26 protein-coding genes and 1 riboswitch are annotated in these 26,597 nt (G+C 74.5%); of the genes, 10 read left to right on the plus strand and 16 right to left on the minus strand.

The features are described from left to right. Positions 1-21 precede the first annotated feature (21 nt). Positions 22-152, minus strand: a riboswitch (cobalamin riboswitch). A gap of 254 nt (positions 153-406) precedes the next feature. From H1226_RS06405 to H1226_RS06415, 3 genes are read left to right on the plus strand one after another with little or no spacing between them, the layout of a single operon-like run. Beyond that, the gene (locus H1226_RS06405; protein ID WP_258347848.1) at positions 407-1,660 is read left to right on the plus strand and encodes a precorrin-3B synthase; all 1,254 of its coding nucleotides are present in this window, start codon (positions 407-409) and stop codon (positions 1,658-1,660) included. After that, positions 1,657-2,304 (plus strand): precorrin-8X methylmutase, encoded by a 648-nt coding sequence (locus tag H1226_RS06410; protein WP_258347849.1) that lies wholly within the window; start codon positions 1,657-1,659, stop codon positions 2,302-2,304. The genes H1226_RS06405 and H1226_RS06410 overlap by 4 nt, the downstream gene beginning before the upstream one ends. Before the next feature lie 8 nt (positions 2,305-2,312). Continuing rightward, on the plus strand, positions 2,313-3,860 hold the full coding sequence (locus H1226_RS06415; protein ID WP_258349357.1) for a precorrin-2 C(20)-methyltransferase: 1,548 nt from the start codon (positions 2,313-2,315) through the stop codon (positions 3,858-3,860). On the opposite strand, the gene H1226_RS06420 is transcribed toward H1226_RS06415, so the two are convergent. Next, positions 3,848-4,585: a cobalt-precorrin-6A reductase gene (locus tag H1226_RS06420; protein WP_258347850.1), complete on the minus strand. Its 738-nt coding sequence runs from the start codon at positions 4,583-4,585 to the stop codon at positions 3,848-3,850. The two genes, H1226_RS06415 and H1226_RS06420, sit on opposite strands and share 13 nt — an antisense overlap. Positions 4,586-4,608: 23 nt before the next feature. Between H1226_RS06420 and H1226_RS06425 the strand changes: the two genes are divergently transcribed. Beyond that, positions 4,609-5,691, plus strand: coding sequence for a cobalt-precorrin-5B (C(1))-methyltransferase (locus tag H1226_RS06425; protein ID WP_258347851.1), 1,083 nt, complete (start codon positions 4,609-4,611; stop codon positions 5,689-5,691). Between the two features lie 7 nt (positions 5,692-5,698). Here H1226_RS06425 and H1226_RS06430 read toward each other — a convergent pair whose 3' ends face one another. The 3 genes from H1226_RS06430 to H1226_RS06440 form a co-directional block, all read right to left on the minus strand. Continuing rightward, positions 5,699-6,253 carry a PIN domain-containing protein gene (locus H1226_RS06430; RefSeq protein ID WP_258347852.1) on the minus strand — a complete coding sequence of 185 codons (555 nt, stop codon included), beginning with the start codon at positions 6,251-6,253 and terminating at the stop codon, positions 5,699-5,701. Between the two features lie 2 nt (positions 6,254-6,255). Continuing rightward, positions 6,256-6,729: a helix-turn-helix domain-containing protein gene (locus tag H1226_RS06435; RefSeq protein ID WP_258347853.1), complete on the minus strand. Its 474-nt coding sequence runs from the start codon at positions 6,727-6,729 to the stop codon at positions 6,256-6,258. Between the two features lie 384 nt (positions 6,730-7,113). Further along, the gene (locus tag H1226_RS06440; RefSeq protein WP_258347855.1) at positions 7,114-7,395 is read right to left on the minus strand and encodes a hypothetical protein; all 282 of its coding nucleotides are present in this window, start codon (positions 7,393-7,395) and stop codon (positions 7,114-7,116) included. Positions 7,396-7,703: 308 nt separating this feature from the next. Between H1226_RS06440 and H1226_RS06445 the strand changes: the two genes are divergently transcribed. Further along, on the plus strand, positions 7,704-8,570 hold the full coding sequence (locus H1226_RS06445) for a helix-turn-helix domain-containing protein (protein ID WP_258347856.1): 867 nt from the start codon (positions 7,704-7,706) through the stop codon (positions 8,568-8,570). After that, the gene (locus tag H1226_RS06450; RefSeq protein ID WP_258347857.1) at positions 8,567-8,764 is read left to right on the plus strand and encodes a DUF397 domain-containing protein; all 198 of its coding nucleotides are present in this window, start codon (positions 8,567-8,569) and stop codon (positions 8,762-8,764) included. The genes H1226_RS06445 and H1226_RS06450 overlap by 4 nt, the downstream gene beginning before the upstream one ends. Before the next feature lie 27 nt (positions 8,765-8,791). Here H1226_RS06450 and H1226_RS06455 read toward each other — a convergent pair whose 3' ends face one another. The 5 genes from H1226_RS06455 to H1226_RS06475 all read right to left on the minus strand — a co-directional run bounded on the left by H1226_RS06455 (position 8,792) and on the right by H1226_RS06475 (position 13,744). Further along, a complete protein-coding gene (locus tag H1226_RS06455; RefSeq protein ID WP_258347858.1) occupies positions 8,792-9,535 on the minus strand; it encodes an SDR family oxidoreductase in 744 nt (247 codons plus the stop codon). A gap of 128 nt (positions 9,536-9,663) precedes the next feature. Continuing rightward, on the minus strand, positions 9,664-10,098 hold the full coding sequence (locus H1226_RS06460) for a nitroreductase/quinone reductase family protein (protein WP_224962053.1): 435 nt from the start codon (positions 10,096-10,098) through the stop codon (positions 9,664-9,666). A gap of 214 nt (positions 10,099-10,312) precedes the next feature. Then, the gene (locus H1226_RS06465; RefSeq protein ID WP_258347859.1) at positions 10,313-11,899 is read right to left on the minus strand and encodes a CocE/NonD family hydrolase; all 1,587 of its coding nucleotides are present in this window, start codon (positions 11,897-11,899) and stop codon (positions 10,313-10,315) included. A gap of 320 nt (positions 11,900-12,219) precedes the next feature. Next, positions 12,220-12,660: a nitroreductase family deazaflavin-dependent oxidoreductase gene (locus H1226_RS06470; RefSeq protein WP_224962058.1), complete on the minus strand. Its 441-nt coding sequence runs from the start codon at positions 12,658-12,660 to the stop codon at positions 12,220-12,222. A gap of 19 nt (positions 12,661-12,679) precedes the next feature. Further along, a complete protein-coding gene (locus H1226_RS06475; RefSeq protein WP_258347860.1) occupies positions 12,680-13,744 on the minus strand; it encodes an alkene reductase in 1,065 nt (354 codons plus the stop codon). A 142-nt stretch (positions 13,745-13,886) separates the two neighbouring features. Between H1226_RS06475 and H1226_RS06480 the strand changes: the two genes are divergently transcribed. Further along, positions 13,887-14,429, plus strand: a complete 543-nt coding sequence (locus tag H1226_RS06480) for a MarR family winged helix-turn-helix transcriptional regulator (protein ID WP_224962061.1) — start codon at positions 13,887-13,889, stop codon at positions 14,427-14,429. Positions 14,430-14,705: 276 nt separating this feature from the next. Here the strand turns inward: H1226_RS06480 and cobM are convergent, their stop codons facing one another. Continuing rightward, positions 14,706-15,449: a precorrin-4 C(11)-methyltransferase gene (gene cobM, locus H1226_RS06485; RefSeq protein ID WP_258347861.1), complete on the minus strand. Its 744-nt coding sequence runs from the start codon at positions 15,447-15,449 to the stop codon at positions 14,706-14,708. Continuing rightward, positions 15,446-16,660, minus strand: a complete 1,215-nt coding sequence (cbiE, locus tag H1226_RS06490) for a precorrin-6y C5,15-methyltransferase (decarboxylating) subunit CbiE (RefSeq protein WP_258347862.1) — start codon at positions 16,658-16,660, stop codon at positions 15,446-15,448. Before cbiE ends, cobM begins: the two co-directional genes overlap by 4 nt. Positions 16,661-16,776: 116 nt before the next feature. On the opposite strand from cbiE, the gene H1226_RS06495 reads away from it, so the two are divergent. Both H1226_RS06495 and H1226_RS06500 read left to right on the plus strand, forming a co-directional pair. After that, positions 16,777-17,778 carry an MDR family NADP-dependent oxidoreductase gene (locus tag H1226_RS06495; RefSeq protein WP_258347863.1) on the plus strand — a complete coding sequence of 334 codons (1,002 nt, stop codon included), beginning with the start codon at positions 16,777-16,779 and terminating at the stop codon, positions 17,776-17,778. 35 nt (positions 17,779-17,813) lie between these two features. After that, the gene (locus tag H1226_RS06500) at positions 17,814-18,230 is read left to right on the plus strand and encodes a MerR family transcriptional regulator (RefSeq protein WP_258347864.1); all 417 of its coding nucleotides are present in this window, start codon (positions 17,814-17,816) and stop codon (positions 18,228-18,230) included. Between the two features lie 14 nt (positions 18,231-18,244). On the opposite strand, the gene H1226_RS06505 is transcribed toward H1226_RS06500, so the two are convergent. The 3 genes from H1226_RS06505 to yaaA all read right to left on the minus strand — a co-directional run bounded on the left by H1226_RS06505 (position 18,245) and on the right by yaaA (position 21,288). Next, on the minus strand, positions 18,245-18,661 hold the full coding sequence (locus tag H1226_RS06505; protein WP_258347865.1) for a pyridoxamine 5'-phosphate oxidase family protein: 417 nt from the start codon (positions 18,659-18,661) through the stop codon (positions 18,245-18,247). Positions 18,662-18,663: 2 nt separating this feature from the next. Continuing rightward, positions 18,664-20,220: a DEAD/DEAH box helicase gene (locus H1226_RS06510; protein ID WP_373690021.1), complete on the minus strand. Its 1,557-nt coding sequence runs from the start codon at positions 20,218-20,220 to the stop codon at positions 18,664-18,666. Positions 20,221-20,544: 324 nt separating this feature from the next. Continuing rightward, positions 20,545-21,288, minus strand: coding sequence for a peroxide stress protein YaaA (gene yaaA, locus H1226_RS06515; protein WP_258347866.1), 744 nt, complete (start codon positions 21,286-21,288; stop codon positions 20,545-20,547). A 137-nt stretch (positions 21,289-21,425) separates the two neighbouring features. Between yaaA and H1226_RS06520 the strand changes: the two genes are divergently transcribed. Continuing rightward, positions 21,426-23,174 (plus strand): proline--tRNA ligase, encoded by a 1,749-nt coding sequence (locus H1226_RS06520; protein WP_258347867.1) that lies wholly within the window; start codon positions 21,426-21,428, stop codon positions 23,172-23,174. A 52-nt stretch (positions 23,175-23,226) separates the two neighbouring features. Here H1226_RS06520 and H1226_RS06525 read toward each other — a convergent pair whose 3' ends face one another. Both H1226_RS06525 and H1226_RS06530 read right to left on the minus strand, forming a co-directional pair. Beyond that, a complete protein-coding gene (locus H1226_RS06525; protein ID WP_258347868.1) occupies positions 23,227-25,791 on the minus strand; it encodes a tetratricopeptide repeat protein in 2,565 nt (854 codons plus the stop codon). A 53-nt stretch (positions 25,792-25,844) separates the two neighbouring features. Beyond that, positions 25,845-26,537: a haloacid dehalogenase-like hydrolase gene (locus tag H1226_RS06530; protein WP_258347869.1), complete on the minus strand. Its 693-nt coding sequence runs from the start codon at positions 26,535-26,537 to the stop codon at positions 25,845-25,847. Positions 26,538-26,597: the final 60 nt, after the last annotated feature.

Genomic DNA, 26,597 nt, shown 5'->3' on the forward strand with positions numbered 1-26,597 from the left:
ACCGGGCGGTGGCGGCGCCGGAGTGTCCTGGCTCCCGGATCGGCGCTCGCTCCGGCCTTCCCACCCGCGCGGCGCGCGGGCAGTGGCCTCGTACTCGGAGTCCGCTCCCCGGTGACAGTGGCGGGACCGCGCCGGACTCGCACCGGCTTCCTCCGCACGTCGCCGCCGACAACTCTCCGCAACGGGGCGATCGTTCGTCAAGTGGCCGATCGTGCGCACGCGGGAGAGATCCCGCACTCGGCCGGTCCGGCCGCCCGGTGAGGCGCATCGCGTTTTGCGGACGGGATCCGGGCGGGACGTAGTATCGACGGTCGCCGGTGCGCCCCCGAGTCCGCGCACCCCGGACAGCGGCGCCGTGCGCTGCGAGTTCCGGACCAGACCACGATCGACGAGAGCGGGGACGAGCGTGCCGCGACGAGCCGGACCCGACGCGTGCCCCGGCGCGCTGCGGGTGCACGAGGCCGCCGACGGGGGACTGGCCCGCGTCCGGGTGCCCGGCGGGCGGCTCGCGGCGCGGCAGGTGCGGGCGCTGGCGACCGCGGCCGCGCTGGGTGACGGCGGCTGGGAACTCACCTCGCGGGCGAACGTCCAGGTCCGCGGGCTGTCCGCGGCGGCGGTGCCGGAGTTCGCCGACCTGCTCGGCGCGGCCGGGCTGCTGCCGTCGCCGACGCACGAGCGGGTGCGCAACGTCGTCGCCTCGCCGCGCACCCGCCCGGGGGCGCTGGACGTGCGCGCGGTGGCGGTGGAGCTGGACGAGGGGCTGCGCGCCGACCCGGAGCTGGCGGAGCTGCCCGGCCGGTTCCTGTTCACCGCGGACGACGGCGGCGGCGAGGTGACCGCGCTGGGCGCGGACGTCGCGCTGCACCCGGCGGACGGCGCGGTGGCGGTGCTGCTCGCCGGGGCCGACCTCGGGCTGCGGGTGCCCGCGGCCGACGCGGCCCGCGCCGCGGTGCTCGCGGCCGCCGCGTTCCTCGCGGAGCGGGACCGGCTGGGTGCGGAGAGCTGGCGGCTCGCGGAACTGCCCGGCGGCGCGGAGCGGATCGCCGGCCGCGTCCGGGAGGAATTCCCCTGCACCCCGGCGGAATCCGTGGTCACGCCCGGTGATCCGGTGCGCACGCACGCCGAGCTGGGCGTGCTGGCCCGCGACGACGACCGGGTCGACCTCGCCCTCGGCGCACCGCTGGGACGGCTCGACGCCGCGCAGGTCGCGGTGCTGGCCGCGCAGGCCGAGGACATCGCCGCGCAGCTCGAAGGCAGCGCCGCGCAGGCCGAGGGCGTCGCCGCGCCGCCGCACCCGCTGCGGCTCACGCCGTGGCGCGCGCTGCTGCTCACCGACGTCCCCGCGGCCGAGGCGCCGCGCAGGCTCGCCGAGCTGGCCGCCGCCGGATTCCTCACCGACTCGGGCGCGCCGCTGGCCGGGGTGACCGCCTGCACGGGCAGCCCCGGCTGCGCGAAGTCCCTCGCCGACGTGCGCGGGGACGCGCTGCGCACCACCCGGCCCGGCCCGCTGCCGGTGCACTGGGCGGGTTGCGCGCGCCGCTGCGGCCGACCGGCCGGACCAGGAGTGGAAGTGCTGGCCACCGAGGCCGGCTACGAGGTCGGCGGCCGTGCCGCCGGTGATACGTCCGCCGCGCTCGACGCGGCACGGAGGGCAGTGTGAACACCGCAGACAGCACCGGCGGCTACGAGTACGTGCGCGACGGGGCGGAGATCTACCGCCGCTCGTTCGCCACGATCCGCGCCGAAGCGGAACTCGACGGCATGCCACCGGAAGTCGCCCAGGTCGCCGTCCGCATGATCCACGCCTGCGGCATGGTGGACCTGGCCCGCGACATCGCCTGGTCGCCGCGCGCGGTGCTCGCCGCCCGCGAGGCGCTGCGCGGTGGCGCCCCGGTGTTCTGCGACGCCGCCATGGTCGCCGCGGGCGTCACCCGGCGCAGGCTGCCCGCCGACAACGACATCCTCTGCACCCTCGGCGACGAGCGGGTCCCCGGCCTCGCCGCGGAACTCGGCACGACCCGCAGCGCGGCCGCGATGGAGCTGTGGCGGGACCGGCTGGAAGGGTCCGTGGTGGCCGTCGGGAACGCGCCGACCGCGTTGTTCCGGCTGCTGGAGATGGTCGACGCGGGCGCGGGCAGGCCCGCCGCCGTGCTCGGGCTCCCCGTCGGGTTCATCGGCGCCGCCGAATCGAAGCAGGCCCTGGCCGACCACCCGGCGCTGGAGCACCTGGTGGTGCACGGCCGCCGCGGCGGCAGCGCGATGGCCGTGGCCGCCATCAACGCGATCGCGAGCGAACAGGAGTGAGCAGCACCGTGGAGCAGGCAGGCAGGTTGTTCGGCGTCGGGCTCGGCCCGGGAGATCCGGAGCTGGTGACGGTCAAGGCCGCCCGGCTGATCGGCGAAGCCGACGTGATCGCCTACCACAGCGCCCGGCACGGCCGCAGCATCGCGCGTTCCGTCGCCGCCCCGTACCTGCGGGACGGCCAGGTCGAGGAACCGCTGGTGTACCCGGTGACGACCGAGACCACCGACCACCCGGGCGGCTACCAGGGCGCCATCGACGAGTTCTACGCCGACGCGGCCGAACGCCTCGCCGCGCACCTGGCCGCGGGCCGCACCGTGGCGCTGCTGTGCGAGGGCGACCCGTTCTTCTACGGCTCCTACATGCACATGCACAAGCGGCTGGTGGGCCGGTTCGAGGTGGCCGCGATCCCCGGCGTGACCTCGGTGAGCGGGGCGGCGGCGATGCTCGGCAGGCCGTTGGCGGAACGCGACGAGGTGCTGACGGTGCTGCCCGGCACGCTCGACCCGGACGTGCTCGCGGAGAAGCTGGCGGGCACCGACGCGGCGGCGGTCATGAAGCTGGGCCGCACCTTCGACGGCGTGAAGGCGGCGTTCGAGAAGGCGGGCCGGCTCGACGAGGCCTACTTCGTGGAGCGCGCCACCACCGACCGGCAGCGGTTGCTGCCGCTCGGCGAGGTGGATCCGGCGTCGGTGCCGTACTTCTCGCTGGCGCTGCTGCCGAGCCCGGTGAACGCGGACAGCCCGCTGAACCTGACCGACGCGTCCGGGGTGCCCGTTTCCGCTGCGGCGCAACGGGAAACTCCCGAGCCCGCACCGACGGCGAGCACCGGCGAGGTCGTGGTCGTCGGCCTCGGCCCGGCCGGTCCGCAGTGGACCACGCCGGAGGCGCACACCGCCGTCGCCGCCGCCGACGACCTCGTCGGCTACGGCCCCTACCTGGACCGGTTGCCGACGAACCCGCGGCAGCGCAAGCACGCCTCGGACAACCGGGTGGAGGCCGAGCGCGCCGAGTTCGCCCTGGACCTGGCGCGGCGCGGTTCCCGCGTCGTCGTGGTGTCCTCGGGCGATCCGGGCGTGTTCGCGATGGCCAGCGCCGTGCTGGAGGTCGCCACCGAGGAGCGGTTCGCGGAGGTGCCGGTGCGGGTGCTGCCCGGTCTCACCGCGGCGCAGGCGGTGGCGAGCCGGATCGGCGCGCCGCTGGGCCACGACTACTGCGTGCTGTCCCTGTCGGACCGGTTGAAGCCGTGGGAGGTCATCGTCGAGCGGCTGGCCGCGGCGGCGAAGGCCGACCTGGCGATGGCCATCTACAACCCGGCGTCGCGCAGCCGCACCTGGCAGGTCGGCGCCGCCCGCGACGTGCTGCTGGAGCACCGCTCGCCGGAGACGCCGGTGGTGATCGGCCGCGACGTGGGCGGGCCGCAGGAGTCGGTGCGGGTGGTGCCGCTCGGCGAACTCGATCCGTCCGATGTGGACATGCGCTGCCTGCTGCTGATCGGCTCGTCCACCACGCGTTCGGCCGGCGGGACGGTGTTCACGCCGCGCCGCTATCCGGCGTGACGCAGCCGCGCCACGGCGGCGGCCACGGTCTCGACCACGGGCACCGGTGGTTCCGGCGGCCGCCGCACCAGCACCACCGCGACGCCCAGCAGCCGGGCCGCGTCCAGCTTCGGGCGGGTCATCGGGCCGCCGCTGTCCTTCGTGACCAGCACGTCGATGCGGTGCTCGCGCAGCAGCGCCACCTCGTCGTCGAACGCGAACGGCCCGCGGGCCAGCAGCAGTTCGGTGCGCGGCGGCAGCGGCGGTTCCGGCGGGTCCACGGCGCGCACCAGGAACCGCAGGTCCAGGTGCGCGAACCGGTGCACGCCCTGGCGCCCGGTGCTGAGGAAGATCCGCTCGCCCAGGCCGGGCAGCGCGGCGGCGGCCTCGTCGAGCGAATCCACCAGGTGCCAGTGCGGTTCCGGTTCCCAGCCGGGCCTGCGCAGCACCAGCAGCGGCAGACCCGCCAGTGCGCAGGCGCGCACCGCGTTCGCGGTCATCGCGGCGGCGAACGGGTGCGTCGCGTCCACCACCTCGTCGATGCGTTCGGCGCGCAGCCACGCGGCGAGGCCGTCGGCGCCGCCGAAACCGCCGATCCGCACCTCGCCGTCGGGCAGCCGCGGATCGCGCACCCGCCCCGCCAGCGAGGAGATCACGTGCACCGCCGGTTCGCCGCCGAGCCGGGCGGCGAGCTCGCGGGCCTCCGCGGTGCCGCCGAGCACCAGCACCCGCCGCACCTCGACCATGCGGCCAGCCTAGGCGGTGCGCCGTGACCGGCTCGGCGCTGCGCTACGGCTGGACGACCGGCGCCTGCGCCACCGCGTCCACCGCCGCCGCCTACACGGCGCTGCTCACCGGCGGTTTCCCCGATCCGGTGGGCATCGTGCTGCCGAAGGGCCACCGGCCCGAGTTCGCCCTCGCCAAGGAACGGCTCACCGGCGGGTCGGCGATGGCCGCGATCGTGAAGGACGCCGGGGACGACCCGGACGTGACGCACGGCGCGCTGGTGTCCGCGACGGTGCGCCCCGCCGATCCCGGTGCGGGAGTGGTGTTCCGCGCCGGCCCGGGCGTGGGCACCGTGACGAAACCGGGCCTGCCGCTACCGGTGGGCGAACCGGCGATCAACCCGGTGCCGCGCGAACTGATCCGCGGCGTCGTGCGGCAGGTCGCCGCCGAGCACGGCGGCAGCGGGGACGTGGTCGTGGAGATCTCCGTGGAGGACGGGGCGGAACTGGCCCGGCGCACCTGGAACCCGCGGCTCGGCATCCTCGGCGGGCTGTCCATCCTCGGCACGACCGGCGTGGTGGTCCCGTACTCGTGCTCGGCGTGGATCGACAGCATCCGCCGCGGCGTGGACGTGGCGCGCGCCGCCGGGCTGGAGCACGTCGCCGGGTGCACCGGCAGCACCTCGGAGAAGCTCGTCGACCGCACCTACGGCCTCGCCCCGGAGGCGATGCTGGACATGGGCGACTTCGCGGGCGCGGTGCTGAAGTACCTGCGGCGCCACCCGGTGCCGCGGCTGACGATCGCGGGCGGCATCGGCAAGCTCGCCAAGCTCGCCGACGGGCACCTGGACCTGCATTCGAAGCGGTCGCAGGTGAACTTCGCGCTGCTGGCCGGGATCGTGCGCGACGCGGGGGCCTCCGCCGAGTTCGCCGAGAGCATCCGCGGCGCGAACACGGCGCTGGACGCGCTCACCCGCTGCCAGGCCGAGGGCATCCCGCTCGGCGACCTCGTCGCCGCCCGGTCCCGCGACTTCTGCCTGACCACCCTCCAGGGCGCCCCGATCGACGTGGAGGTCCTGGTCATCGACCGCGCGGGCACCCTCGTCGGCCACGCCCCGTTCCGCTGACCGTCGCCTACCGCATCGAGCGCCGGGCGGCTTCGGCGAAATCGGGGACGACTTCGCCGAGCTGTGCCGGCAACGAGTCGATCGGGTCCGGCGGCCTGCGCCTGGCGAGCACGGCGTCCCGCAGGCATTGCGAGATCAACTCGGGATCTTCGTCGAGCAGGTCCACCAGGAACGCGTCGGGATGTGTGGCCGCAACGCCGTGTTCCCTCAGGTCGCGGGGCCGGAAATCGTCCAGGTTCGCGGTGACGATGACCTCAGCGCCGCCGTGCACCGCTGCGGCGAGCACGTGTCGATCCTCAGGCGCGTTGGTGAGCACGGGCATCAACCACTCGTAGTCGGTGCCCTCGGCCTGCGGGAAGGCGGTGCGCATCGCGGCGACGCGCCTAGTGGCTCTCTCCGGAGTGATGGTCGCGCTGGCTCGCGGGAGGTTGCGACGCACTTCGTCGAGAACCTGCGCGGACCAGAGCGGGCGGAAGGCGTGCAGGCCGGCCGGCCGGAGTAGCACGTCCGTGAGGTTGACCGGGATGAGCACGCAGGCGTCGAGGAAGGCGGGCGCGGTCACGATCACCGAGTGTGCATGAAGCCCATGTCGTCGTCGGCACTGCCGTCGGCTGCGGTCTCCCGAGTCATCTCGTCCAGCACCGCCTGTCGTTCTTGCCGGGACTCGCGTTCGTAGGACAGCACGTCGGCGAGGCGGACGCGACGGTGGCTCGAGCGCTGCTCGAAGGGGATCCGGCCGGACTCCAGCAGCCTGACCAGCGTAGGTCGGGAAATGTTCAGCAGGTCGGCCGCTTGCTGAGTGGTCAGCACCGCGTGGAGAGGTGCGACGCTGACGGCGAGGCCGCGGGACATCGCCGTGACCACTTCGCGGAGCACGGCGTGGACCTCGGCGGGCATCTCCAGAACGTCTCCATCCGGGCCGATCAGCTTCGCCTGCTGAACACGGTCCGTGTTGAACGATGCGGCGAGCTCGCGAAGCGCCGCGTGCGCCGATTCGTCGGGAGGGAGCACCGTTCGCCGTTCGAGCGAGGCGGTCATCGTCGGGCTCCTTCTGGCTAGGAGGTTGTGCTCGGTTTCTCATGGTAGCCGAAGGGGCCCAACGAATCGAACGAAACGAAAGGCTGATTCGTCGGGATGAACGTCCCGCGCGTGGGACGTGGTCTCCCCTGCGAACGGGATGAACGACGGGAGGTCTCGACGTCCCCCGGCCCGCCGCTTGAGGTGGCGAGCGAGGCGAACGGCCGCGCCCGCGTGGCGCCGCGAGGTCGTGCGACGCGGCGTTCGGCCGCTGCGGATGTTCGGGAGTCCCGGGAGAGCGGGAGACGGCGGTGGGGCAGGGCGGGTGTTCTGCACAGCGGGACGCATCCGATCCGGAGGCGGAGCGCGTCGCGGGAGGTGATCGGGAGCGGGATGTCCCGGGGGTCAGGAAGGCAGGCCGAGGGCGGCGGTGGTGACCGCATCGGGGTGCCCGGCCTGCCGCCAGTGCACCCGGGCCGGGAGGTCGAGGAGGGAGCGGTGCGGGTCGATTCCGCTCGCGCGGTAGGCGACGGCCTCGTCGTGGGAGTACACGATCACGACGTCGACGACGCCGGACGGCCAGTGCCGCACGTACAGCAGGGCGTCCAGCCGGCCGCCGTCGTCGTGCACCGGAACTCCCCGGAATCCCCGCGCTACGAGGCAGTGCAGGTTGTCGATCGCGTTCATGGCGCGAACTCCGTTCGAGGGGTGTCGAGGCTGGTCGGTCTCGGTGCGGGCGGGGTTCGGGACCGGGGAGGGGAACCGGTGGGGTCGGGCCGCGTCGGGGCGGGCCGGTCCGGCGGCACCGGGCGGGGAGCGGTGGGGGAGAGGAGAACCGCTCTTCCGCCCGGTGCGGCGGTGAGCACCGGAATCGGGCACCGATGTGGAGCACGCTACTTTTGCGGCCCGCTCCGAACTAGATCCCTGATCGGGTGATGATGTTGGTGGCGCAGTCCGGGCACACTCCTAACGCCACGACAGGAGAAGGGCAGCGGGTGAGCACGAGTCCGACGGCGCTGAAGCGCTGGATCGCCGGGGAGCTGGCACGGCTCCGGGAGCGCAAGGGGGCCTCCAGGGCCGAAGCGGCCAAGGCGATCCGCGGCAGCATCCAGAACATCGGCCACTTCGAAGTCGGCCGCCGCATGCCGAAACCCCTGGAACTCGAAACCCTGCTCCGGTTCTACGGGGTGCCGGACCGGATCGACTTCTTCCTCTCGCTGCGGGACCGCAGCCGCAAGAGCACCGACTGGTGGGTCCGGTTCGATTCGGAGGAAGCGCTGCCCGACTACCTCAAGCTGTTCCTCGGCATCGAGATCATGGCGGACAAGATCGAGAGCTGGGACACGCACGTGGTGCCGGGCTTGTTCCAGACCAGGGCGTACGCGGACGCGATCATGCAGGGCGGTGCGCCGAAGCTGCGCAAGAAGGACCGGGAACGCCGCGTCGAGCTCCGGATGGGCCGGCAGCAGGAAGTGCTCGGTAACGGGAGGACGCCCGTGGTGCACGCCGTCCTCAGCGAGGCGTGCCTCCGGCACGTCAACGGCGGCCGCGCGGTGCACGTCGAGCAGCTGGCCGCACTGCTGGAGTGGATCGACGAACCGAACGTGGAGATCCAGGTGCTGCCCTTCGAAGCCGGCCTGCTCACCGGCGTTGACGGCGCGTTCATGCTCCTGACCTATCCACGGGAGTTCGACCACGAGCTCGGGACCGCGTACGTGGAGAACCGCATCGAAGTGCTCTATTACGAGGAACCGGGGGCCGTCGCGCCGTTCCGGACGGCTTTCGACCAGCTGAAGGTGCAGGCGCTGAAGCCATCGGATTCCCGGGACCTGATCAAACGAGTGCTGGAGGAACACGCATGACCGGCCGCGTCACCGACTGGCGGAAGTCCACCCGCAGCCATGCCGCGAACGGGTGCGTCGAAGTCGGTTCCGCCGCGGATCGGGTCGGTGTCCGGGACTCCAAGCTCGGCGCCGGGAGCCCGGTGCTGGTGTTCACGGCCGCGGAGTGGGCGTCGTTCACCGCGGGCGCCCGCCGCGGCGCCTTCGACCGCTGAGGTTCCGCCGCCGGAGCTCGCGGGCGGTCAAGTGGCGAAGCCGCCGTCCGCGTTGAGGGTGGCTCCGGTGACGAACGCGGCGTCCGGGCTCGCCAGGTGGGCGACGAGGCTGGCGATCTCCTCCGGGGTGCCGTACCGGCCCAGCGGGGTGGCGGACCGCAGGCCCTCGGCGCGCGGCCCGGCGGCCGGGTTCATCGCGGTGTCGACGGCGCCGGGCTGCACGTCGTTCACGGTGATGCCGCGCGGGCCTAGGTCGCGGGCCGCGCTGCGGGTGAGCCCGGCGAGGGCCGTCTTGCTGGTGATGTAGGCGATCTTGTCCTGGAACGGCAGGTGGTCGGCCAGCGAGGTGCCGATGTTGATGATCCGCCCGCCCTCCGGCAGGTGCTTAGACGCCTCCTGGATGGCGACGAACGGGCCGCGCACGTTCACCGCCAGCGCGCGGTCGAAGTCCGCCAGCGGCAGCTCGTCCAGGTGCCCGGACTCGACCGTTCCGGCGTTGTTGACCAGGATGTCCAGCCCGCCGAACTCGGCGACGGTGGCGACCACGGCGGCCCGGACCTGCTCGGGGTCACCGGCGTCGGAGCGCAGCACCAGCGCGCGCCCGCCGGAGACCGCGATCTCGGCGGCCACCTGCTCCGCGGCCGCCGCCGAGTCGGAATGGGTGAGCGCGACGGCCGCGCCGTCGGCGGCGAGGCGGCGGGCGATGGCGGCACCGATGCCGCGGGAGGCACCTGTCACCAGTGCGGATCGTCCGGCGAGCGGTTGCGGCATGCGGAGCTCCTTCCCGGGCCGTGCCTCGATTGCAGCAGGCGCGGGCCGCGCGCGGTACCGCCGCGCGAGCTCCCCGATCGGCGCGCGGAGGTTCCGCGCCGACCGATAGGTCCACTGTGGACGGAAGGTCAGCGCGGGGCGAGCGACAGGACCGGGAACACGCGCTCCGTCTTCGCCTGGTACCCGGCGAAGTAGGGGAACAGGGCCGTCAGCTGCGCGAACTTGACGTCCCGCAGCACGCCGGTGATCTCCCGGGCGCGGACGTCCAGCACGTCGGGGCCCACCTCGATGCGGGCGTCCGGGTTCGCGCGCAGGTTGAAGTACCAGTCGGGGTGCACGTCGGCCCCCGCTTTCGAGGCGAACACCAGGTACCGGCCGTCCTCCTCCAGGTAGGCCAACGGGGTGACGTGCGCGCGGCCGGTGCGGGCGCCGGTGCTGGTCAGGAGCAGCAGTGCGGCCCCGGCGAAGGCTCCGCCCACCACGCCCGCGTTGGCGCGGAACTCCGCGATCACGGGTGCGTTGTACCGGGCCGCGACGGTCGCGGTGATCTCGTTCCCCTCCACTGGGCGGGTTCCTCTCCGTGCGCGGTGGGTGTCCGCGTCCGCCACCGCGGACATCATGATCACGATAGGGAACTCGGGCGCCCGGAGGAAACTCGGGAACCCCGACCGGCGCGCGGTCGAGGGGTCGGGGTGCGGGTGGCGCTGCGGCCTTCCCGCTATGCGGACGCCCGGCGGTCCCGCCCCGTCGCGGAGCGGGACCGCCGGTCGGCCGGGATCAGGGCAGGGTGAACGTCGGGTCGGCCGGCGGCAGGGGTGCGGTGAACATCGCGAGGTAGGTGTCCAGGTACGGCGCCCGCGCGCCGGGCTGCGCCACGTCGTCGGCCGGATCGTCCAGCGCGAGGTCGAGCCGGGCGCCGCGCACCTGCACGGTCTCCCGCGAGGGCGCGTCGATCCAGTCGCGGAACGGGGTCTGGACGCCGCCGGGTTCGACCGTGCCGATCTCCACGGCCAGCGAGTGCCCGGCGGGCAGCGTCCAGTCGGTCGACTTGAGGTCGAACTCGGTGGTGCCGGAGCGCAGCACCGCGACCTGCTCGTCGAACATGACCGCCGTGCCGTCCGGCGCGACGTCGTGCAGCTGCACCATCACGTTCCCGCGGCCCTCGGTCTCCAGCGAGATGCGCGGCGTCCCGGTGATCCGGGTGTCCCGCGCGACCGGCTCGGAGCGCTCGACGATGCCGCCGGTGGGCCCGTCGTCACCGCCGTCGTCCACGTAGGACCCGCCGGAGAGCTCGACCCGCGCGGAGCGGTCGGGCATCGGCCAGCTGTCCTGCCCGCGCCAGGCCCCGCTGCCGTCCTGCACGGCGAAGGCCGGGTACCGGACGGGCGGTGCGATGCCCTTGAGGTGCTCGTCGTAGAAGGACATCGCCTCCGCGAACCAGCCGTCGCGGCCCATCGCGAGCCGCCCGTCCGCGGTCCGCTCGTCGCCGCGGACGTGGTCCCACGGCCCGATCCACCCGCGCTCCGGACCCTCGTGGTCGTCCAGGAACTCCTGCACCGCCTCCGGTTCGGTGTTCCACTCCAGCAGGCCCTGGGTGAGGAACAGCGGGGTGTCGGTGCCCTTCGCGAGCTCCGGCAGGTCCCGCGCCCGCCAGTGCTCGGAATCCGGGTTGCCGTTCAGGTAGCCGGCCTGGTTGTCGATGAGGCACTCCGGGTGCGCCTGCTCGTACGCGGAGTTCGCCCGGTAGTGCGGGTCGTCGTCGGGCAGCTGCGGCAGCGCCGCCAGCCCGTTGTAGGTGCCGGCCACGTTGACGGCCGTCGTCCGCGGCACCCCGTTGGAGTGGGTGTTGCGGTACGGGTCCCAGATCGGTTCCTGCGCGATGACGCCCTTCAGCGCGTCCTGGTCGAGGCCGACGCCGATCAAGCCGGTGATCGCGTCGTAGGACTTGCCGTACATGCCGACGGATCCGGTGGACCACGGCATGTTCGCCGCCCAGTCGATGGCCGCCCGGACGTCCGCCTGCTCGCCGGGGCCCGCGTAGTCGAGGCAGCCGGTCGAGCCGCCGAACCCGCGGGTGTCGACCCGCACGAACGCGTAGCCGCGCTCGAACAGGTTCGTGCCCTCGATGAACTCGTCGAACCGGCCGGAGGGGCCGGTGTGCTCGAAGCCCTCGTCGGTGAGCTGCCCGGAGTGCCCGAAGTACGGCCCGGCGGAGAGGATCACCGGCACCTGCTCGCCCGGCGCGAGCCCTTCCGGCAGCAGCACGTCGGCGTGCAGCTCGGTGCCGGAGTCGTCCGCGGACGGGAAGTAGTGCTGCGTCCAGGCCGCGCCTTCGGGGACGCGGTCGTTCTGCTCGTGGGTCACGGGTTCGTCGGCGGTGGCGACCTAGGCGGTGCCCGCCGCGGAAGCGGCGGCGCCGGTCAGGGCGAGTGCTGCGGCGAGCGCGGAGGCGGCGCCGACGGCCGCGCGGTACCTCGTCACGGTTCCTCCAGGGTGGGTGCGGTGCGGTGATCTCTGCTGCGATCAGCAGACACCCGGCCGCAGCGGCATGCTCAACACCGCACTCCCGTGAACCAGGACACACCCGGGCGCCCGCCGGGGAACAGCCGTCCGGCCCCGATCGCGCCGCGGCGGTGGACGTCCCTCCGCCCCCCGATCGCGCGGAGGGCGCCCACCTCCGCGGCTCAGCCCTCGACGGGGCTCAGCGCCACGACCGGGATGACCCGGCCGGTCCCGCGCTGGTGCTCGGCCATGACCGGGAACGCCGCGACCGCCTCGGCGAACCGCTCCGCCCGCTCGGCGCCGGTGAGCTCCGCGGCCCGGACCCGCAGCCGCTCGGTGCCGACCTCGATCTCGGCGTCCGGGTTCGCCTTCAGGTTGTGGTACCAGGCGGGGTGGGTGTCCGCCCCGGCCTTGGAGGCGAAGACGAGGTAGCCGCCCGCGTGCTCCAGGTACACCATCGGATTGGTGCGGGTCGCGCCGCTGCGCGCACCCGTGCTGTGCAGCAGCAGGATCGGCATGCCTGCGAAATCGCCGCCGACCTTCCCGCCGTTCGCGCGGAACTCCTCGATGACGGGGGAGTTGAACCGCTCGGCCCACTCGGCCGTGACCGCGTTTCCGTCCATCGTGGACACTCCTCTCGGATCAGGCCGCCAGCGCGGGGTAATCGGTGTAGCCCTGTTCGCCGCCGCCGTAGAAGGTCGCCACGTCCGGGGTGTTGAACGGTCCGCCCGCGGCCAGCCGCGCGGGCAGGTCCGGGTTCGCGAGGAACAGCGAGCCGAAGGTCAGCGCGTCCGCCGTCCCGTCCGCCACCAGCGCCAGGTCCTCCGGGCCGGTCGGGCGGCCCGGGGTGTGCGGGTTGAGCAGGAACGCGCCGTCGTACCGGTCCCGCAGCCGCAGCGTCAGCTCCCGGTCCTCGCTCTCCAGCACGTGCAGGTAGGCGAGGCCGAGCGGGTTGATCGCGTCCACCAGCGCCGAGTAGGTCTCGTCCACCGAGTGCTCGGTGGTGTCGTTCGTGCCGGTACCCGGGGACAGCCGCAGCCCGACGCGGCGGCCGCCGATCTCCGCCGCCACGGCCCGGGCGACCTCGACGACGAGCCGGATCCGGCCCTCGACCGAGCCGCCCCAGCCGTCGGTGCGCAGGTTCGTGCTCTCGGCCAGGAACTGGTGCAGCAGGTAGCCGTTGGCGCCGTGCAGCTCCACGCCGTCGAACCCGGCCGCCACCGCGTTGCGGGCGGCGGTGGCGAACTCCGCGATGACCTCGGCGATGCCGTCCTCGGTGAGCTCCTCCGGCGTCACCATGTCCTGCATGCCGGTGGCGGTGAAGATCTGCCCGGCGGCGCGGACCGCGGACGGTGCGACCGGGAGCCTGCCCGGGGGCAGCACGTCGGGGTGGCTGATGCGGCCGGCGTGCATCAGCTGGGCGAAGATCGCACCGCCCTCGGCGTGCACCGCGTCGGTGACCTCCCGCCACGCGGCGACCTGCGCCTCGCTGTGCAGTCCGGCGGTGTTCGGGTAGCCCTGGCCGAGCACGGAGGGATGCACGCCCTCGGTGATGATCAGCCCGGCGGTGGCGCGCTGCCGGTAGTAGGTGGTGGTGGTCTCGTCGGGCAGGGTCCCCGCGGCACGGCTGCGCGTCATGGGGGCCATCGCGATGCGGTTGCGCAGGCGGGTTCCGGCCAGGTCCAGCGGATCGAATGCGGTGCTCATGCGGATCACTCCCGGGTTGCGGACGAGCAGTTACCTGTTCGAACAGGTAAATGCGACGGAAGCTTCCCGAGCGGATAAATGTGCAGTGCTGGTCACAACTACCGGTGCGCGGGCACCGCCGCGGGTTAAGGTGAACAGTTCGTTGACTGACCGATCAGGTGACCGGAAGAAGGGGGAACCGGTGGACTCGCACCGCGCGGAACCCGCAGCAGCGCCGCCGTGCTCCGACGCGGGGCCGCTCAGCTACGCGATCTTCCGGCTCGCCCGGGCGCACCGGATGCTCGCCGGTCAGCTGCTGCGCCGCTGCGGGCTGCACCCCGGGCAGGAACAGCTGCTGATGCACCTGTGGGACACCGGCGCGCAGCGGCAGACCGACCTGATCACCGTGCTCGGCTCCGACTCCGCGACCATGACCCGCACCGTGCAGCGGCTGGAGCGCGCCGGGTTCGTGCGCCGCACCCGCAGCGAGCAGGACCGCCGCGCGGTGCTCGTCGAACCCACCGCCGCCGGGCTCGCGCTGCGCGACCGGGTGGAGCGGATGTGGGAGGAACTGGAACGCGCCACCTGCGGTGAACTCACCGGCGCCGAGCAGCACGCGGCCCTCGACGTCCTGGAACGGCTCGAACGCAACGTCGCCGACGTCGCCTGCCCCCTCGCCGCCGAAGACCAAGCCATCGGCACCTGAGGCCGCGCCTGCTGCTTCTGCTGCCCAGTGCTGGGGTGGCGGAACCTCAGCGGCCTTCTCGCTGCGGGGTCGTTTTCACCGGTGGCTCCGCCACAGGAGAAAACGCCGTCCTCGCGAGAAGACCGCTGAGAACCCGCGGGTGGTCCCGTTGATCAGGTGGTCGGCGGCTCATCGGCTTCGCCGCTGACGAGAAACCGACAAGACCCGCCGGGCAGGTTCGAAGACGGTCAACGAGATTCCGCCACCTGCGCTCCTCGCACCGGAGGATGGCGGCTATCAGCTGCGGCAGCGGGTCGTTGAGTACAAGTGGCTGTCGGGGAAGGACGACGCGGTGAGCACCTCGCCGACCACCACCACCGCGGTCCGGGTGATCCCCGCCGCCCGCACCGCCGCCGCGATGTCGCCGAGCGTCCCCCGCAGCACCACCTCGTCGGCGCGGCTCGCCGCGGCCACCACCGCCACCGGGCAGTCCGCGCCGTAGTTCGGCACCAGCTGCTCCACCAGCTCCTCGATCCGGTTCACCGCCAGGTGCAGCACCATCGTCGCCCGGCTGAGCCCCAGCGTCGCCAGGTCCTCGCCCGCGGGCATCGGCGTCGCCTGCGCCGAGGTGCGGGTGAGCACCACGGTCTGCCCGACGCCCGGCACCGTGAGCTCGCGCTGCAACGCCGCCGCTGCGGCGGCGAACGCGGGCACCCCGGGCACCACGTCGTAGGGCACCCCGGCCGCGTCGAGGCGGCGCATCTGCTCGGCGACGGCGCTGAACACCGACGGATCGCCGGAGTGCAGCCGCGCCACGTCCAGCCCCGCCTCGTGCGCGGCGACGAGCTCGGCGAGGATCGCGTCCAGGTCCAGGTTCGCGGTGTCCACCAGCCGCGCCCCGTCCGGGCAGTGCTCCAGCAGCTCCACCGGCACCAGGCTGCCCGCGTACAGGCACACCGGGGACGCGGCGAGCACGTCCCGCCCGCGCACCGTGATCAGGTCGGCGGCACCCGGACCGGCGCCGATGAAGTGCACCGTCATTTCGCCACCGTCCACTGGGTGATGCGCATCGCGGGTCGCCAGCCGGTGAACCCGCCGACGGGGGAGGCGTGCTCCGCCGCGATCCGCACCAGCTCTCCGCCGCAGCGGGCGTACCAGTCCGCCACCAGGACCTCCGATTCGATCGTCACCGCGTTCACCACGAGCCTGCCGCCCGGTCGCAGCACGTCCCAGCACCGCTGCAGCACTCCTGGGACCGTCGCGCCGCCGCCGACGAACACCGCGTCGGGTGCCTCCAGGTCGGCCAGCGCGCCGGGCGCGGCACCGACGACCACGTCCAGGCCGGGCACGCCGAGGGTCATCGCGTTCGTCGTGATGCGGGCCGCCCGGTCCTCGCGGTGCTCGACGGCGATCGCGCGGTTCGCCGGGTCGCAGCGCATCCACTCGATCGCGATGCTACCGGCGCCCGCACCCACGTCCCACAGCAGTTCACCGGGCGCCGGGGCGAGCCGGGAGACGGTGAGGGCGCGCACGTCCCGCTTGGTCAGCTGCCCGTCGTGCTGGAACGCCTCGTCCGGCAGCCCGGGCGTGCGGGGCCTGCGCTCGGCGTCGTCGTCGGGGGAGCAGTGCACGGCGATCACGTTCAGCGCCGCCACCTCCGGGTGCGGCCAGCGGGCCGCCGTCGCCGCCACCCGGGACTCGCCTGGCCCGCCGAGGTCGCCCAGCACCGCCATCGAGCTGCCGCCGAAACCCCGCGCCACCAGCAGCGCCGCCACTTGCGCCGGGGTCTGCGCGTCCGAGCTGAGCACCACCAGCCGGCGGCCCGGCTGGATCTCCGGGTGCAGCAGTTCGGCGTGCCTGCCCACCAGACTCACCACCGACACGTCCTGCTGCGCCCAGCCCATCCGGGCGCACGCCAGCGCCACCGACGACACCTGCGGCAGCACCCGCAGCTGCTCCGCGCCCAGCACCCGCGCCAGGGTGGCGCCGACGCCGTGGAACATCGGATCGCCGCTGGCCAGCACGCAGATCGCGCGGCCCGCGTGCTCCTCGAACAGGCCGGGCAGCGCGGGCAGCATCGGCGACGGCCAGGCCACCGGTTCCGCGGTGCCGGGCGGCAGCAGGTCCAGCTGGCGGCGGCTGCCGAACACCACGTCGGCGGCGGAGATCCGCTGCCGTGCCACCTCGGTCAGGCCGTCCCAGCCGTCCGCTCCGATGCCCACCACGTCGACCGGTTCCCGCTGCTCGCTCACCCCACCACCTCACCACGCGCGGCCGCGGCGAGCGCGATCAGGTGCGCGCGCTTGACCTTGACGCGCGGGTCAGGGGTTAGCGTCCGCGCGCTCCAGCCACGACCGGGAGGAACCCGATGTCCCGCACGTCCCGCGAGGTCCGCCTCGCCGCCCCGCCCGCAGACCTGCCCACCGCGCGGGACTTCACCGTCGTCGAGACCGCCGTCCCCGAACCGGGACCGGAGGAGGTGCTGGTGCGCAACCTCGGCTTCCAGGTGTTCGGCGCGGCCGTCACCACCGCGCTCGGGCAGGACGTGGCGAACTTCCCCGGCCTGCACCCGGGCGGCGTGCCGTTCGCACCGGCCGTCGGGGAGGTCGTCGCGGGCGGCGGCGGGTTCGCCCCCGGTGACCTGGTGTCGCACGGCGCGGGCTGGCGCGAGTTCGCGGTGCTGCCCGCCGACCGGTGCGCGCCGCTCGGCGACGCGCTGCCCGACCCGCTGCTGCACCTCTCGCACGGCTGGACCGGCTACGCCGCGCTCACCCGGATCGCGCCGGTGCGGCCGGGGGACGCGGTGTTCGTCAGCAACGCGGCCGGGGCGATCGGCTCGCTGGCCGGCCGGATCGCGCGGCTGCTCGGCGCGGGCCGGGTGGTGGGCAGCGTCGGCTCCCCGGCGAAGGCGCGGCGGCTCGTCGACGAGCTCGGCTACGACGCCGCCGTGCTGCGCGGGGAACCGCTGGGCGAGCAGCTCGCGGCGGCCGCACCGGACGGGCTGGACGTGGTCGTCGACCTCGTCGGCGGCGAGCAGCTGCGGGCCGCGGTCGAGGCCGCCCGCCCGCACGCCCGGATCGCCCTCACCGGCGCGCTCACCGCGCAGTACGCCACCGCGGGGCCCCGGATGCGGGCACCGGTGGACCTGGACCTCGCGCAGCTGATCCTCAAGAGCGTCCGCGTCACCGGGTTCCGCGCCGACGACCACCCGGACGCGCTGCCGGAGTGGAACGAGCGGTTCGCGAGCTGGCTGCGCAACGGCGAGATCGACTTCCCGCACACCAGGATCAGCGGAATCGACCGGGCGCCGCGGGCGTTGGAGGACCTGCTGGCCGGGCGCCACGTCGGTGCCGTGCTGGTGGAACCCTAGGAAGACCGGCGCGGGGACGAGCAGGAGGAGCGCGGATGCGGATCGGCGACGCGGCGGCAGCGGCGGGCACCACCCCGCGCACCCTCCGGTTCTACGAGCAGCGCGGGCTGCTCGACCCGCCCGAGCGCACCGCCACCGGGCAGCGCACCTACCGGCAGCGGGACGTGGCGCGGGTGCGGATCGTCCGGCAGCTGCTGGCGCTCGGGCTCACCGTCGAGGACGTGGCCTCGATGGCGCGCTACCTGCACCTGATCGAGGGGGATGCGCTGCCGGAGCGCGGAATTCCGCTCGACCTCCCCGGGCAGGAGCAGCTGCTGCGGGACGCCACCCGGGTCGCGGGCGACCGGCTGGCCGCGCTGGACGCGGAGATCGCCCGCCTCAGCCGCTTCCGCGACCTCCTCGCCGCCTGCCACGCGCACGTCGAGCGCGCCCCGGCCACCCGCTCCGGCTGAGCCGGGGCACCGCGTCAGAGGTTGCTGAGGGCCCTGGTGACGGTGATCTCGATGACGACGCGGTTCGGGTTGGGCCGAGGCGGGCGGCCGTAGCGGGCTTCGGCGCGGGCTTCGGCGTCGGCGCGGAACTCCGGGTCGTCCCGGACCACCGCGACGCCCTCCACCGTCGCCCAGCGGCGACCGTCCACCTGGCACAGCGCCACCCGGGCCCCGGCGGCACCGGCGGCCCGGACGCGCCGCGCCTTGTGCGAACCGGCCGAGCACAGCACCCGGGCGGTGCCCGCCGAGACGTCCAGCGTGGAGTTCACCGGCACCACGTGCGGGGTGCCGTCCGGGCGCACCGTCGTCAACGTGGCCACGTGCGGTTCCGCCCAGAACGAGCGGAAGTCCGCGCTCGCGGCGGCGAGGTCGACGGTGCGCGAGGACGCCACGCTCAGCCCGCCCAGGACTGCCGGGAGCGCTGCGGGCGCTGCCCGCCGCGGGAGTTCGGGCCGCCGCGCCTGCTCCGGTCGCCGCCGCGCTGGTCGTCGAAGGACGGGCGGCCGCGCTGGTCGCCGCGGGCCGGCCGGTCCTCGCGGGCCGGACGTCCCTGGCCCTCGCGGCCGCGGCCCTGTCCTTCGCCGCGCGGCGGACGCGGTCCGCCCTGCCTGCGGCCGCCGCCCTTCGGGCCGCCGCCGCGCGAGGGCGTCTCCTTGCGCGGTTCGACGACGGCGACACCGCTGGGCTCGCGGGCGCCGGTCAGCCGCTCCAGTTCCGCGTCCTGCGGCGAGATCTTCGTGGTCGTCGCGTTCACCCCGGCCTTCGAGGCCATCTGCTGGAAGGCGCGCTTCTGGTCGTCGGTCACGATCGTGACGACGGTGCCGGTGGCGCCGGCGCGGGCGGTGCGGCCCGCGCGGTGCAGGTAGTCCTTCGGGTCCGCCGGCGGCTCCACGTGCACGACCAGGCTCACGTCGTCGACGTGGATGCCGCGGGCCGCGACGTTGGTGGCGACCAGGGTTTCGGTGGTGCCCGCGCGGAACTCGTCGAGGATGCGGGTCCGGGCGTTCTGCGCCTTGCCGCCGTGCAGCGCGCCCGCGCGCACCCCCGACGCGCGCAGCTTCTTCGTGAGCCGGTCGGCGTGGTGCTTGGTGCGCACGAACATGATGGTGCGGCCGTCGCGAGCGGCGATGCGGGAGAGCACGGAGAGCTTGTCGTCCGCGGACACCAGGAACTGGTGGTGGTCCATGCTGTCCACGCTGGCCGCGGGCGGTGCCAGCGAGTGCACCACCGGGTCGTTCATGTACTCGCGCACCAGCTTGTCCACGTCCCCGTCGAGGGTCGCGGAGAACAGCAGCCGCTGGCCGTCGGCCGGGACCAGGTCGAGGATCTCGCGGACCTGCGGCAGGAAGCCCATGTCGGCCATCTGGTCGGCCTCGTCCAGGGCGGTGCGCTCCACCTCGGACAGCACGCAGGTGCCCTGCCGCACGTGGTCGGACAGCCGGCCGGGCGTGGCGACGAGCACGTCGACGCCGCGGCGCAGCGTGTCGGCCTGGCGGTTGAACGGCATCCCGCCGACGACCTCGCGCACGTACAGGCCCAGCGACTTCGCCAGCGGCTTCAGCGCGGTGGTGACCTGCGTCGCGAGTTCGCGGGTGGGCACCAGCACCAGGCCGCGCGGGTGCAGCGGCCGGGCGCTGCCGCGCTGCATCGCCAGCAGCGGCAGGCCGAACGCGAGGGTCTTGCCGGACCCGGTCTGGCCGCGGCCGAGCACGTCACGGCCGCTGAGCGCGTCCGGGATGGTGGCGGCCTGGATGGGGAACGCCTGCTCCAGCCCGGCTTCGGCGAGCGCGGCCACCAGCTTCTGCGGCAGGCCCAGCGAGTCGAACGGCGCCGGGTCGACCGCGGTGACGCCGACCTGGTCGAACAGGCTCGGGGCGGGTGCCGCGGCGGGCTTGGACCCGCGGCGGCGGGGACGCCGGGAACGGGCGGCGGGGGACGGATCAGGACGCACTGCGAACCTCCGGGAACTGGCACGTCTCGGGGAGGTAGCGCGTCGTGCGCTGATCACAAGGACGAGCCCGGCGCATCGACGGCGCCGCTGGTGGATGTCGGAGCACCGGAGCCGGGGAGGACCGATCGCCAACGGGGGCCGGTCTCACTCGCCGGGATCGTCCCGTGCGAGCGGTTGTCCAGTGCGCCCGCAGTCTACCCGATGTGGTCATCGGATCGGCCCGGCGGGGCCGCGTTCAAGATCAACTACGGTCGCGGGGCGTGCCGCGGCGGCAGCTCTCGGTGAGCGTTCCGGTGCGCGGTCCCCGGTCGGCGGCGGGAGCGGTCAGGCGGGGACGACCACGCACAGCGCCCGCTCGGACTCCTGCTCCACCCGCATCCCGGCGCCGCGAGCCAGCCGCAGCACGCCGTCCACATCGGCCGGTTCGTCCGCGGCGGACGCCAGCACCCGGGCCAGCCGTCCCTTGTGGGACTTGTTGTGGTGGCTGACGACCTTGCGCGTCCCGTCCGCCGATTCCGACAGCACCCGCACCGACACCGCCCCCGGCAGCCGCGCCAGCTCGGCGTACGCGCCCGAGCGCAGGTCCACCACGAACTCGTCCGCGCCCTGCAGCACCGGCTCCAGCACCGGCCGCCACACCGCGCGCAGCCCGCCGAACCCGGGCAGCGCGCTGCCGCCCGACAGCCGGTAGGCGGGGATCCGGTCCGCGCCGCGCACCAGCCCGAACAGCGCCGAGGCCACCGCCAGCCGCGCGTCCGCCCGGGACCGCTCCGGCGCGGGCAGCGAGCACACGTCCAGCGCGTCGAACAGCACCCCGGTGTAGCGCTCCAGGCCCGGCGCCGTCGGCGAGTCGAACAGCGCCGCGTTGCGCTCCACTTCGGCGGTCTGCCGCGCGGAGATGCCCAGCGCGGACAGGCTCGCGGGCACGTCCGCCGCCAGCGAGCGCAGCGCCTCCGCCAGCTTCCGCCGCGTCGGCGTCAGCTCCGGGTGCGCGAGCGCGTCCAGCTCCAGCGGCGGCCCGTCGCCGCCGGCGGCCTTGGTCTCGGAAGGGGGCAGCAGCACCAGCACGGTCGGCCAGCGTAGTGGGCGGCCACCCGGTGCCGACCGGCGCACCGCACCGGCAATCCGCTGGCATCAGCCCCGGTAGCTGCCGATACCCTCGACGGATCGCCGCACCCCACCGACCAGCACGAGGAGCGCCCGCCGTGATCACGAGGATGTCGACGTTGTTCTTGCGAACCCTTCGCGAGGATCCGGCCGACGCCGAGGTGCCGAGCCACAAGCTGCTCGTGCGCGCCGGGTACGTGCGCCGCGCCGCCCCGGGCGTCTACTCGTGGCTGCCGCTGGGCCTGCGGGTGCTGCGCAGCGTCGAAGAGGTCGTGCGCCAGGAGATGGACGCCATCGGCGCCCAGGAGATCCACTTCCCCGCGCTGCTGCCGCGGGAGCCCTACGAGCAGTCGAACCGGTGGACCGAGTACGGCCCGCTGCTGTTCCGCCTCAAGGACCGCAAGGGCGCCGACTACCTGCTGGGGCCGACGCACGAGGAGCTGTTCACCCTCACCGTCAAGGGCGAGTACAACTCCTACAAGGACTACCCGGTCATGCTGTACCAAGTGCAGACCAAGTACCGGGACGAGGAGCGCCCCCGGGCGGGCATCCTGCGCGGCCGCGAGTTCGTCATGAAGGACTCGTACTCCTTCGACCTCGACGACGAGGGCCTGGAGAACTCGTACCGGCTGCACCGGGACGCCTACATCCGGATCTTCGACCGGCTGGGCCTGCGCTACGTGATCGTCGCCGCGACCTCCGGCGCGATGGGCGGCTCCGCCTCCGAGGAGTTCCTCGCCGAGAGCCCCACCGGTGAGGACACCTTCGTGCGCAGCACCGAATCCGGCTACGCGGCCAACGTCGAAGCCGTCGTCACCCCGGTGCCCGAAGCCGAGTCCATCGAGGACAAGCCGGCCGCGCAGGTGCACCACACGCCCGGCACGCCGACCATCGAGACCCTGGTCGACCACCTCAACGGCGCCGGGCTGGGCCGCGAGTTCACCGCCGCCGACACCCTGAAGAACGTGCTGGTCAAGACCCGCGAACCGGGTGCCGAGGAGTGGAAGCTGCTGGCCATCGCGGTTCCCGGCGACCGCGAGGTCGACTTCAAGCGGCTCGAAGCCGCCGTGGAACCCGCCGAGGTCGCGCTGCTCGACGAGGCCGACTTCGCCGCGAACCCGTTCCTGGTGAAGGGCTACATCGGCCCGAAGGCGTTGCAGGACAACGGGATCCGCTTCCTCGCCGACCCGCGCATCGTGCCCGGCACGGCGTGGGTCACCGGCGCCGACCAGGCCGACCACCACGTGGTGGACCTGGTGTGCGGCCGCGACTTCACCCCTGACGGCACCATCGAGGCCGCCGAGGTCCGGGAAGGCGACCTCGCGCCCGACGGCGGCGGCACCCTCGTCGCGGCCCGCGGCATCGAGATCGGGCACATCTTCCAGCTGGGCCGCAAGTACGCCGACGCGTTCGGGCTGGACGCGCTCGGCCAGGACGGCAAGCCGAAGCGGATCACGATGGGCTCCTACGGCATCGGCGTGTCCCGCCTGGTCGCCGCCATCGCCGAGCAGAGCCACGACGAGCTCGGCCTGGTGTGGCCGCGCGTGATCGCCCCCGCCGACGTGCACGTGGTCATCGCGGGCAAGGACGAGACGGTCCGCGAGGGCGGCGAGCGGCTCGCCGCGGAACTCGACCGGGCCGGGGTGCGGGTGCTGCTGGACGACCGGACCTCCTCACCCGGCGTCAAGTTCGCCGACGCCGAACTCGTCGGCGTGCCCACGATCCTCGTCGTCGGCAAGGGCCTCGCGAAGGGCGTCGTCGAGGTCAAGGACCGCGCCACCGGCGAGCGCGAGGAGATCGACGTGGACAAGGCCGTCGAGCACCTGGTGAACGTCGTCCGCGGCTGACCGCCACCGGCGACCGGGCTGCGCCGTCCCCGCCGCGGGGACGGCGCAGCGCTCACCGGCCGCGCCGCCGGCCCGACGTGGACGATCGGGACCGGAGGGAGCGGAGGAGCGCCAGCGCGCACACCACCAGCATCCCCGCGGCGACGAACGCGAGGTGCCCGGCGGGCACCGCCGTGAGCGAGTAGCCGAGCACCGCACCCACCATCGCCACGTCCGGCCACCACAGCGCGAACGGCAGCGCGACGGCGACGCGGTCCCGCACGGCCACCAGCACCGCCATCGGCACCGCGACCGCCCACCACGCCCACAGGGCCGCCGACCCGTGCCCGGACCAGACCAGCGCGACCTGCGCCAGCACCAGCGCGGGCGGCACCACCACGGGGAACAGCGGAGGCTGCGGTCGCGCGGCCGGCGCGGGATCCGCGGGGAAGCGGGGGCTCGGCGGGGGCTCGGCAGGCAGGTCGGGCGGCTCGTCCGGGAGCGCGGCCAGCCGGTCGGCGAGCTCCTCGGCACGCCGGTGGTCGCCGGCCTCCCGGTACAGCCGCGCGCAGCGCTCGTAGTGCTGCCGCGCCCCCTCGGCATCGCCCCCGGCGAGCCGCAGGTCCGCGAGGTGGTGCACCGCGATCGCCGCGCGGTGCGGGAACCCGTGGCGCTCGGCCGAGTCCCGAGCGGCCCGGTGGCAGTCCGCGGCGCCGTCGACCTCGCCCCGGCGCGCCAGCACCACGCCCAGCGCGTTCCACGCGATCTCCGCCTGCTCCGCGAGCCCGTGCCGGTCGGCGAGCGCCCGCGCCGCCTCGTACCGGCGCGCCGCCTCGTCGAGGTCACCGCGCAGCAGCGCGACCCGGCCCAGCCCGCCCAGCGCGGCGCACCGCCCGGGCGCGTCCTCGTCGCGCCGGTGCCGGTCCAGCAGCCGCCGGTACTCGGCGGCCGCCACCTCGTGCTCGCCGGTCTCCGCCGCCAGCCGCGCGTACGTCGCCATGGTCCGGGAGAACGTGGCCGGGAAGCGGGGATCGGCGTAGCGCGCGCGGGTCAGCTCGATCGCCTGCCGCACGTACCCGGCGGCCTCGCCGGGCCGCCCGCCGGCGAGGTGCGCCTCGCACAGCGCCAGCAGCGCGCGCAGCTCGGCGTCCTGATCGCCCAGCACCCGGGCCGCGAGCAGCAGCGGTTCGGCCGCCCGCCGCGCCTCGTGCACCCGGCCGGTCCGCTCGCAGCGGACGAGCAGCGCCTCGGCGACGCGCGCCGCCGCCGCGCACAGCCGTTCCGCGTCCGCTCCGGCGGTGCCGCGCGCCACCGCGTCGGTCAGGCCCGCCAGCAGCGCGTCGTGCTCGTCGTGCAGCGTGCGCAACCCCGCGCCGACCTGCTCGGAGGTGGCGTCCGCACCCGGCCGCAGCGGTGCCACCGCCGCGTCCGCGACGTCCGCGCAGTGCTCGGCGAACCGCAGCGCCAGCGACCGCCGGAGCCGCGCGGGCAGCGCCGCGAAGGACTCCGCCGCGCACTCGCCGGTGAGGTCGTGGAACGCGCCGCCGTCCGCGCGCGGTTCCAGCAGGTGCGCCGCGCACAACCGGTCCAGCAGCAGCCGCGCGAACCGCGGGTCGGGCTCGTCGAGCAGCACCGCCGCGCGGGCCGCGGTGAACTCGACGCCCGGCAGCAGGCCGAGCCGCTCGAACAGCGCGGCGGCGGACCGGTCCACCCGGTTCGGCGACTCCCGCAGCGCCGCCGTGGACAGCGCCACCGCCGACCGCACCTTCTCCAGCACCGACAGCCGGTGTGGCGAGCCCAGGTCCGCGGCCACCACCCGGGGTTCCCGGCGCGGGTCGCCGCGCAGCAGCTCGCCGACCACGCGCAGCGCCAGCGGCAGGTGCCCGCAGCGCTCCGCCACCAGCAGCAGGTCCTCCCGCAGCCGCGCGCGGGGGTCCGCCGGGTCGCCCCGAGCGATCTCCCGCCGCAGCAGCTCCACCGCCGACCCGGCGGGCAGCGCGCCGAGCCGGACCGGTTCCGCGTCCACGTCGAGCTCGTCGCGGGAGGTGATCAGCACCCCGTGCACCGGGTCGGACGGCAGCAGCGCGGCCACGTCCCAGTGCGGCCCCACGTCGTCCAGCACCAGCAGCAGCGGCAGCCCGGCCGCGGCGAACTCGGCGAAGCGCCGGTGCAGCAGCCCGACGCCGACCGCGTGCGCGGCGGGCACCTCCAGCAGCGCCAGTAGTTCCGCGACCGCCTCCCGCAGCCCGAACTCCCCGCGGTCCCGGTAGCCGCGGCAGGGCAGCAGCACGACCCCGCCGGGGTGCTCCCCGCGCAACCGGTCCGCCGCCGCGATCGCCAGCGCGCTCTTGCCGCAGCCGCCCATGCCGGTCAGCAGCCGCACCGGGTTCCCCGCGCCGAGCACGGCGTCCAGCTCCGCCTCGCGGCCGACCAGCCGGGCCGGTGCGCGCGGCAGCGTCGAGGCCAGCGGGCGCGGCGGCGGCACGGGAGCGGCGAAGTGCACGTCGCCGTTGATCTGCCCGGCCTGCACGACCAGGCCGTCGTTGCGGTGCACCGCGTTGCTGGTGCGGATCTCCTGCGCCGCGGTGCGCCGGGCCCCCTGCCCGGCGGAACCGTCGTGGGCGCGGTCTCCGGTCATCCTCCACGTATAGCGCAGGAGATCACCTCGGACACCGCGTTCGCGCGGATCGATCAGCCCTGGACGGCCTTGAGCACCGCGCCGGTGTCGGTGAGGTCGGACAGCACCACGTGCGCGCCCGCGTCCCGCAGCTCCTGCTCGTCGCTGCGCCCGGTGGCCACGCCGACCGCCACCGCCCCGTGGTGCAGCGCGCCCGCCACGTCGCGCGGGGTGTCGCCGACGACGACCACGGTCTCCGGGGCGAACTCGGCACCGTGCTTGGCGGCGGCCTTGCCGACCGCGGCGCTGATCAGGTCGTGCCGGTGCGGGGAGTCGGCGCCGAACCCGCCGATGTCGAAGTCCACGTGCCGGTGCAGGCCGAACGCGTCGAGCTTGTGGAACGCGACCTCCGGCAGGTTGCCGGTGACGAGGCTCTGCACCACGCCGGGCACCTCGGCGAGCGCCGCCAGCGCCTCCGCCGCCCCCGGCATCGCGCTGCCGCGCAACGACAGCGAGTCCAGGTCGGCCAGCACCACGTCGGTGAGGGTGCGGAACATCGCGCGCACGGTGTCGGTGGCGGCGTCGATGCCGTGCGCGGCGAGCACTTCGCCGGTGATCGCCAGCTCGGTCTTGCCCGCCATGTCCGGCACGTGCCGCAGCGACGTCCCGGTGACCTCGGCGAGGGTGCGCCGGTACCAGTCGACGCCGATGCCGCGCGCGTCGATCAGGGTGAGGTCCACGTCCCACAGCACGAGTCGGGAGGTCATCGCCCCATCCTGGCACGACACCTCGCGACCATGATCAAGATGTGAGCCATCTCCGCGCCC

The organism is Saccharopolyspora gregorii (assembly GCF_024734405.1).
GTDB classification, from domain to species: domain Bacteria; phylum Actinomycetota; class Actinomycetes; order Mycobacteriales; family Pseudonocardiaceae; genus Saccharopolyspora_C; species Saccharopolyspora_C gregorii.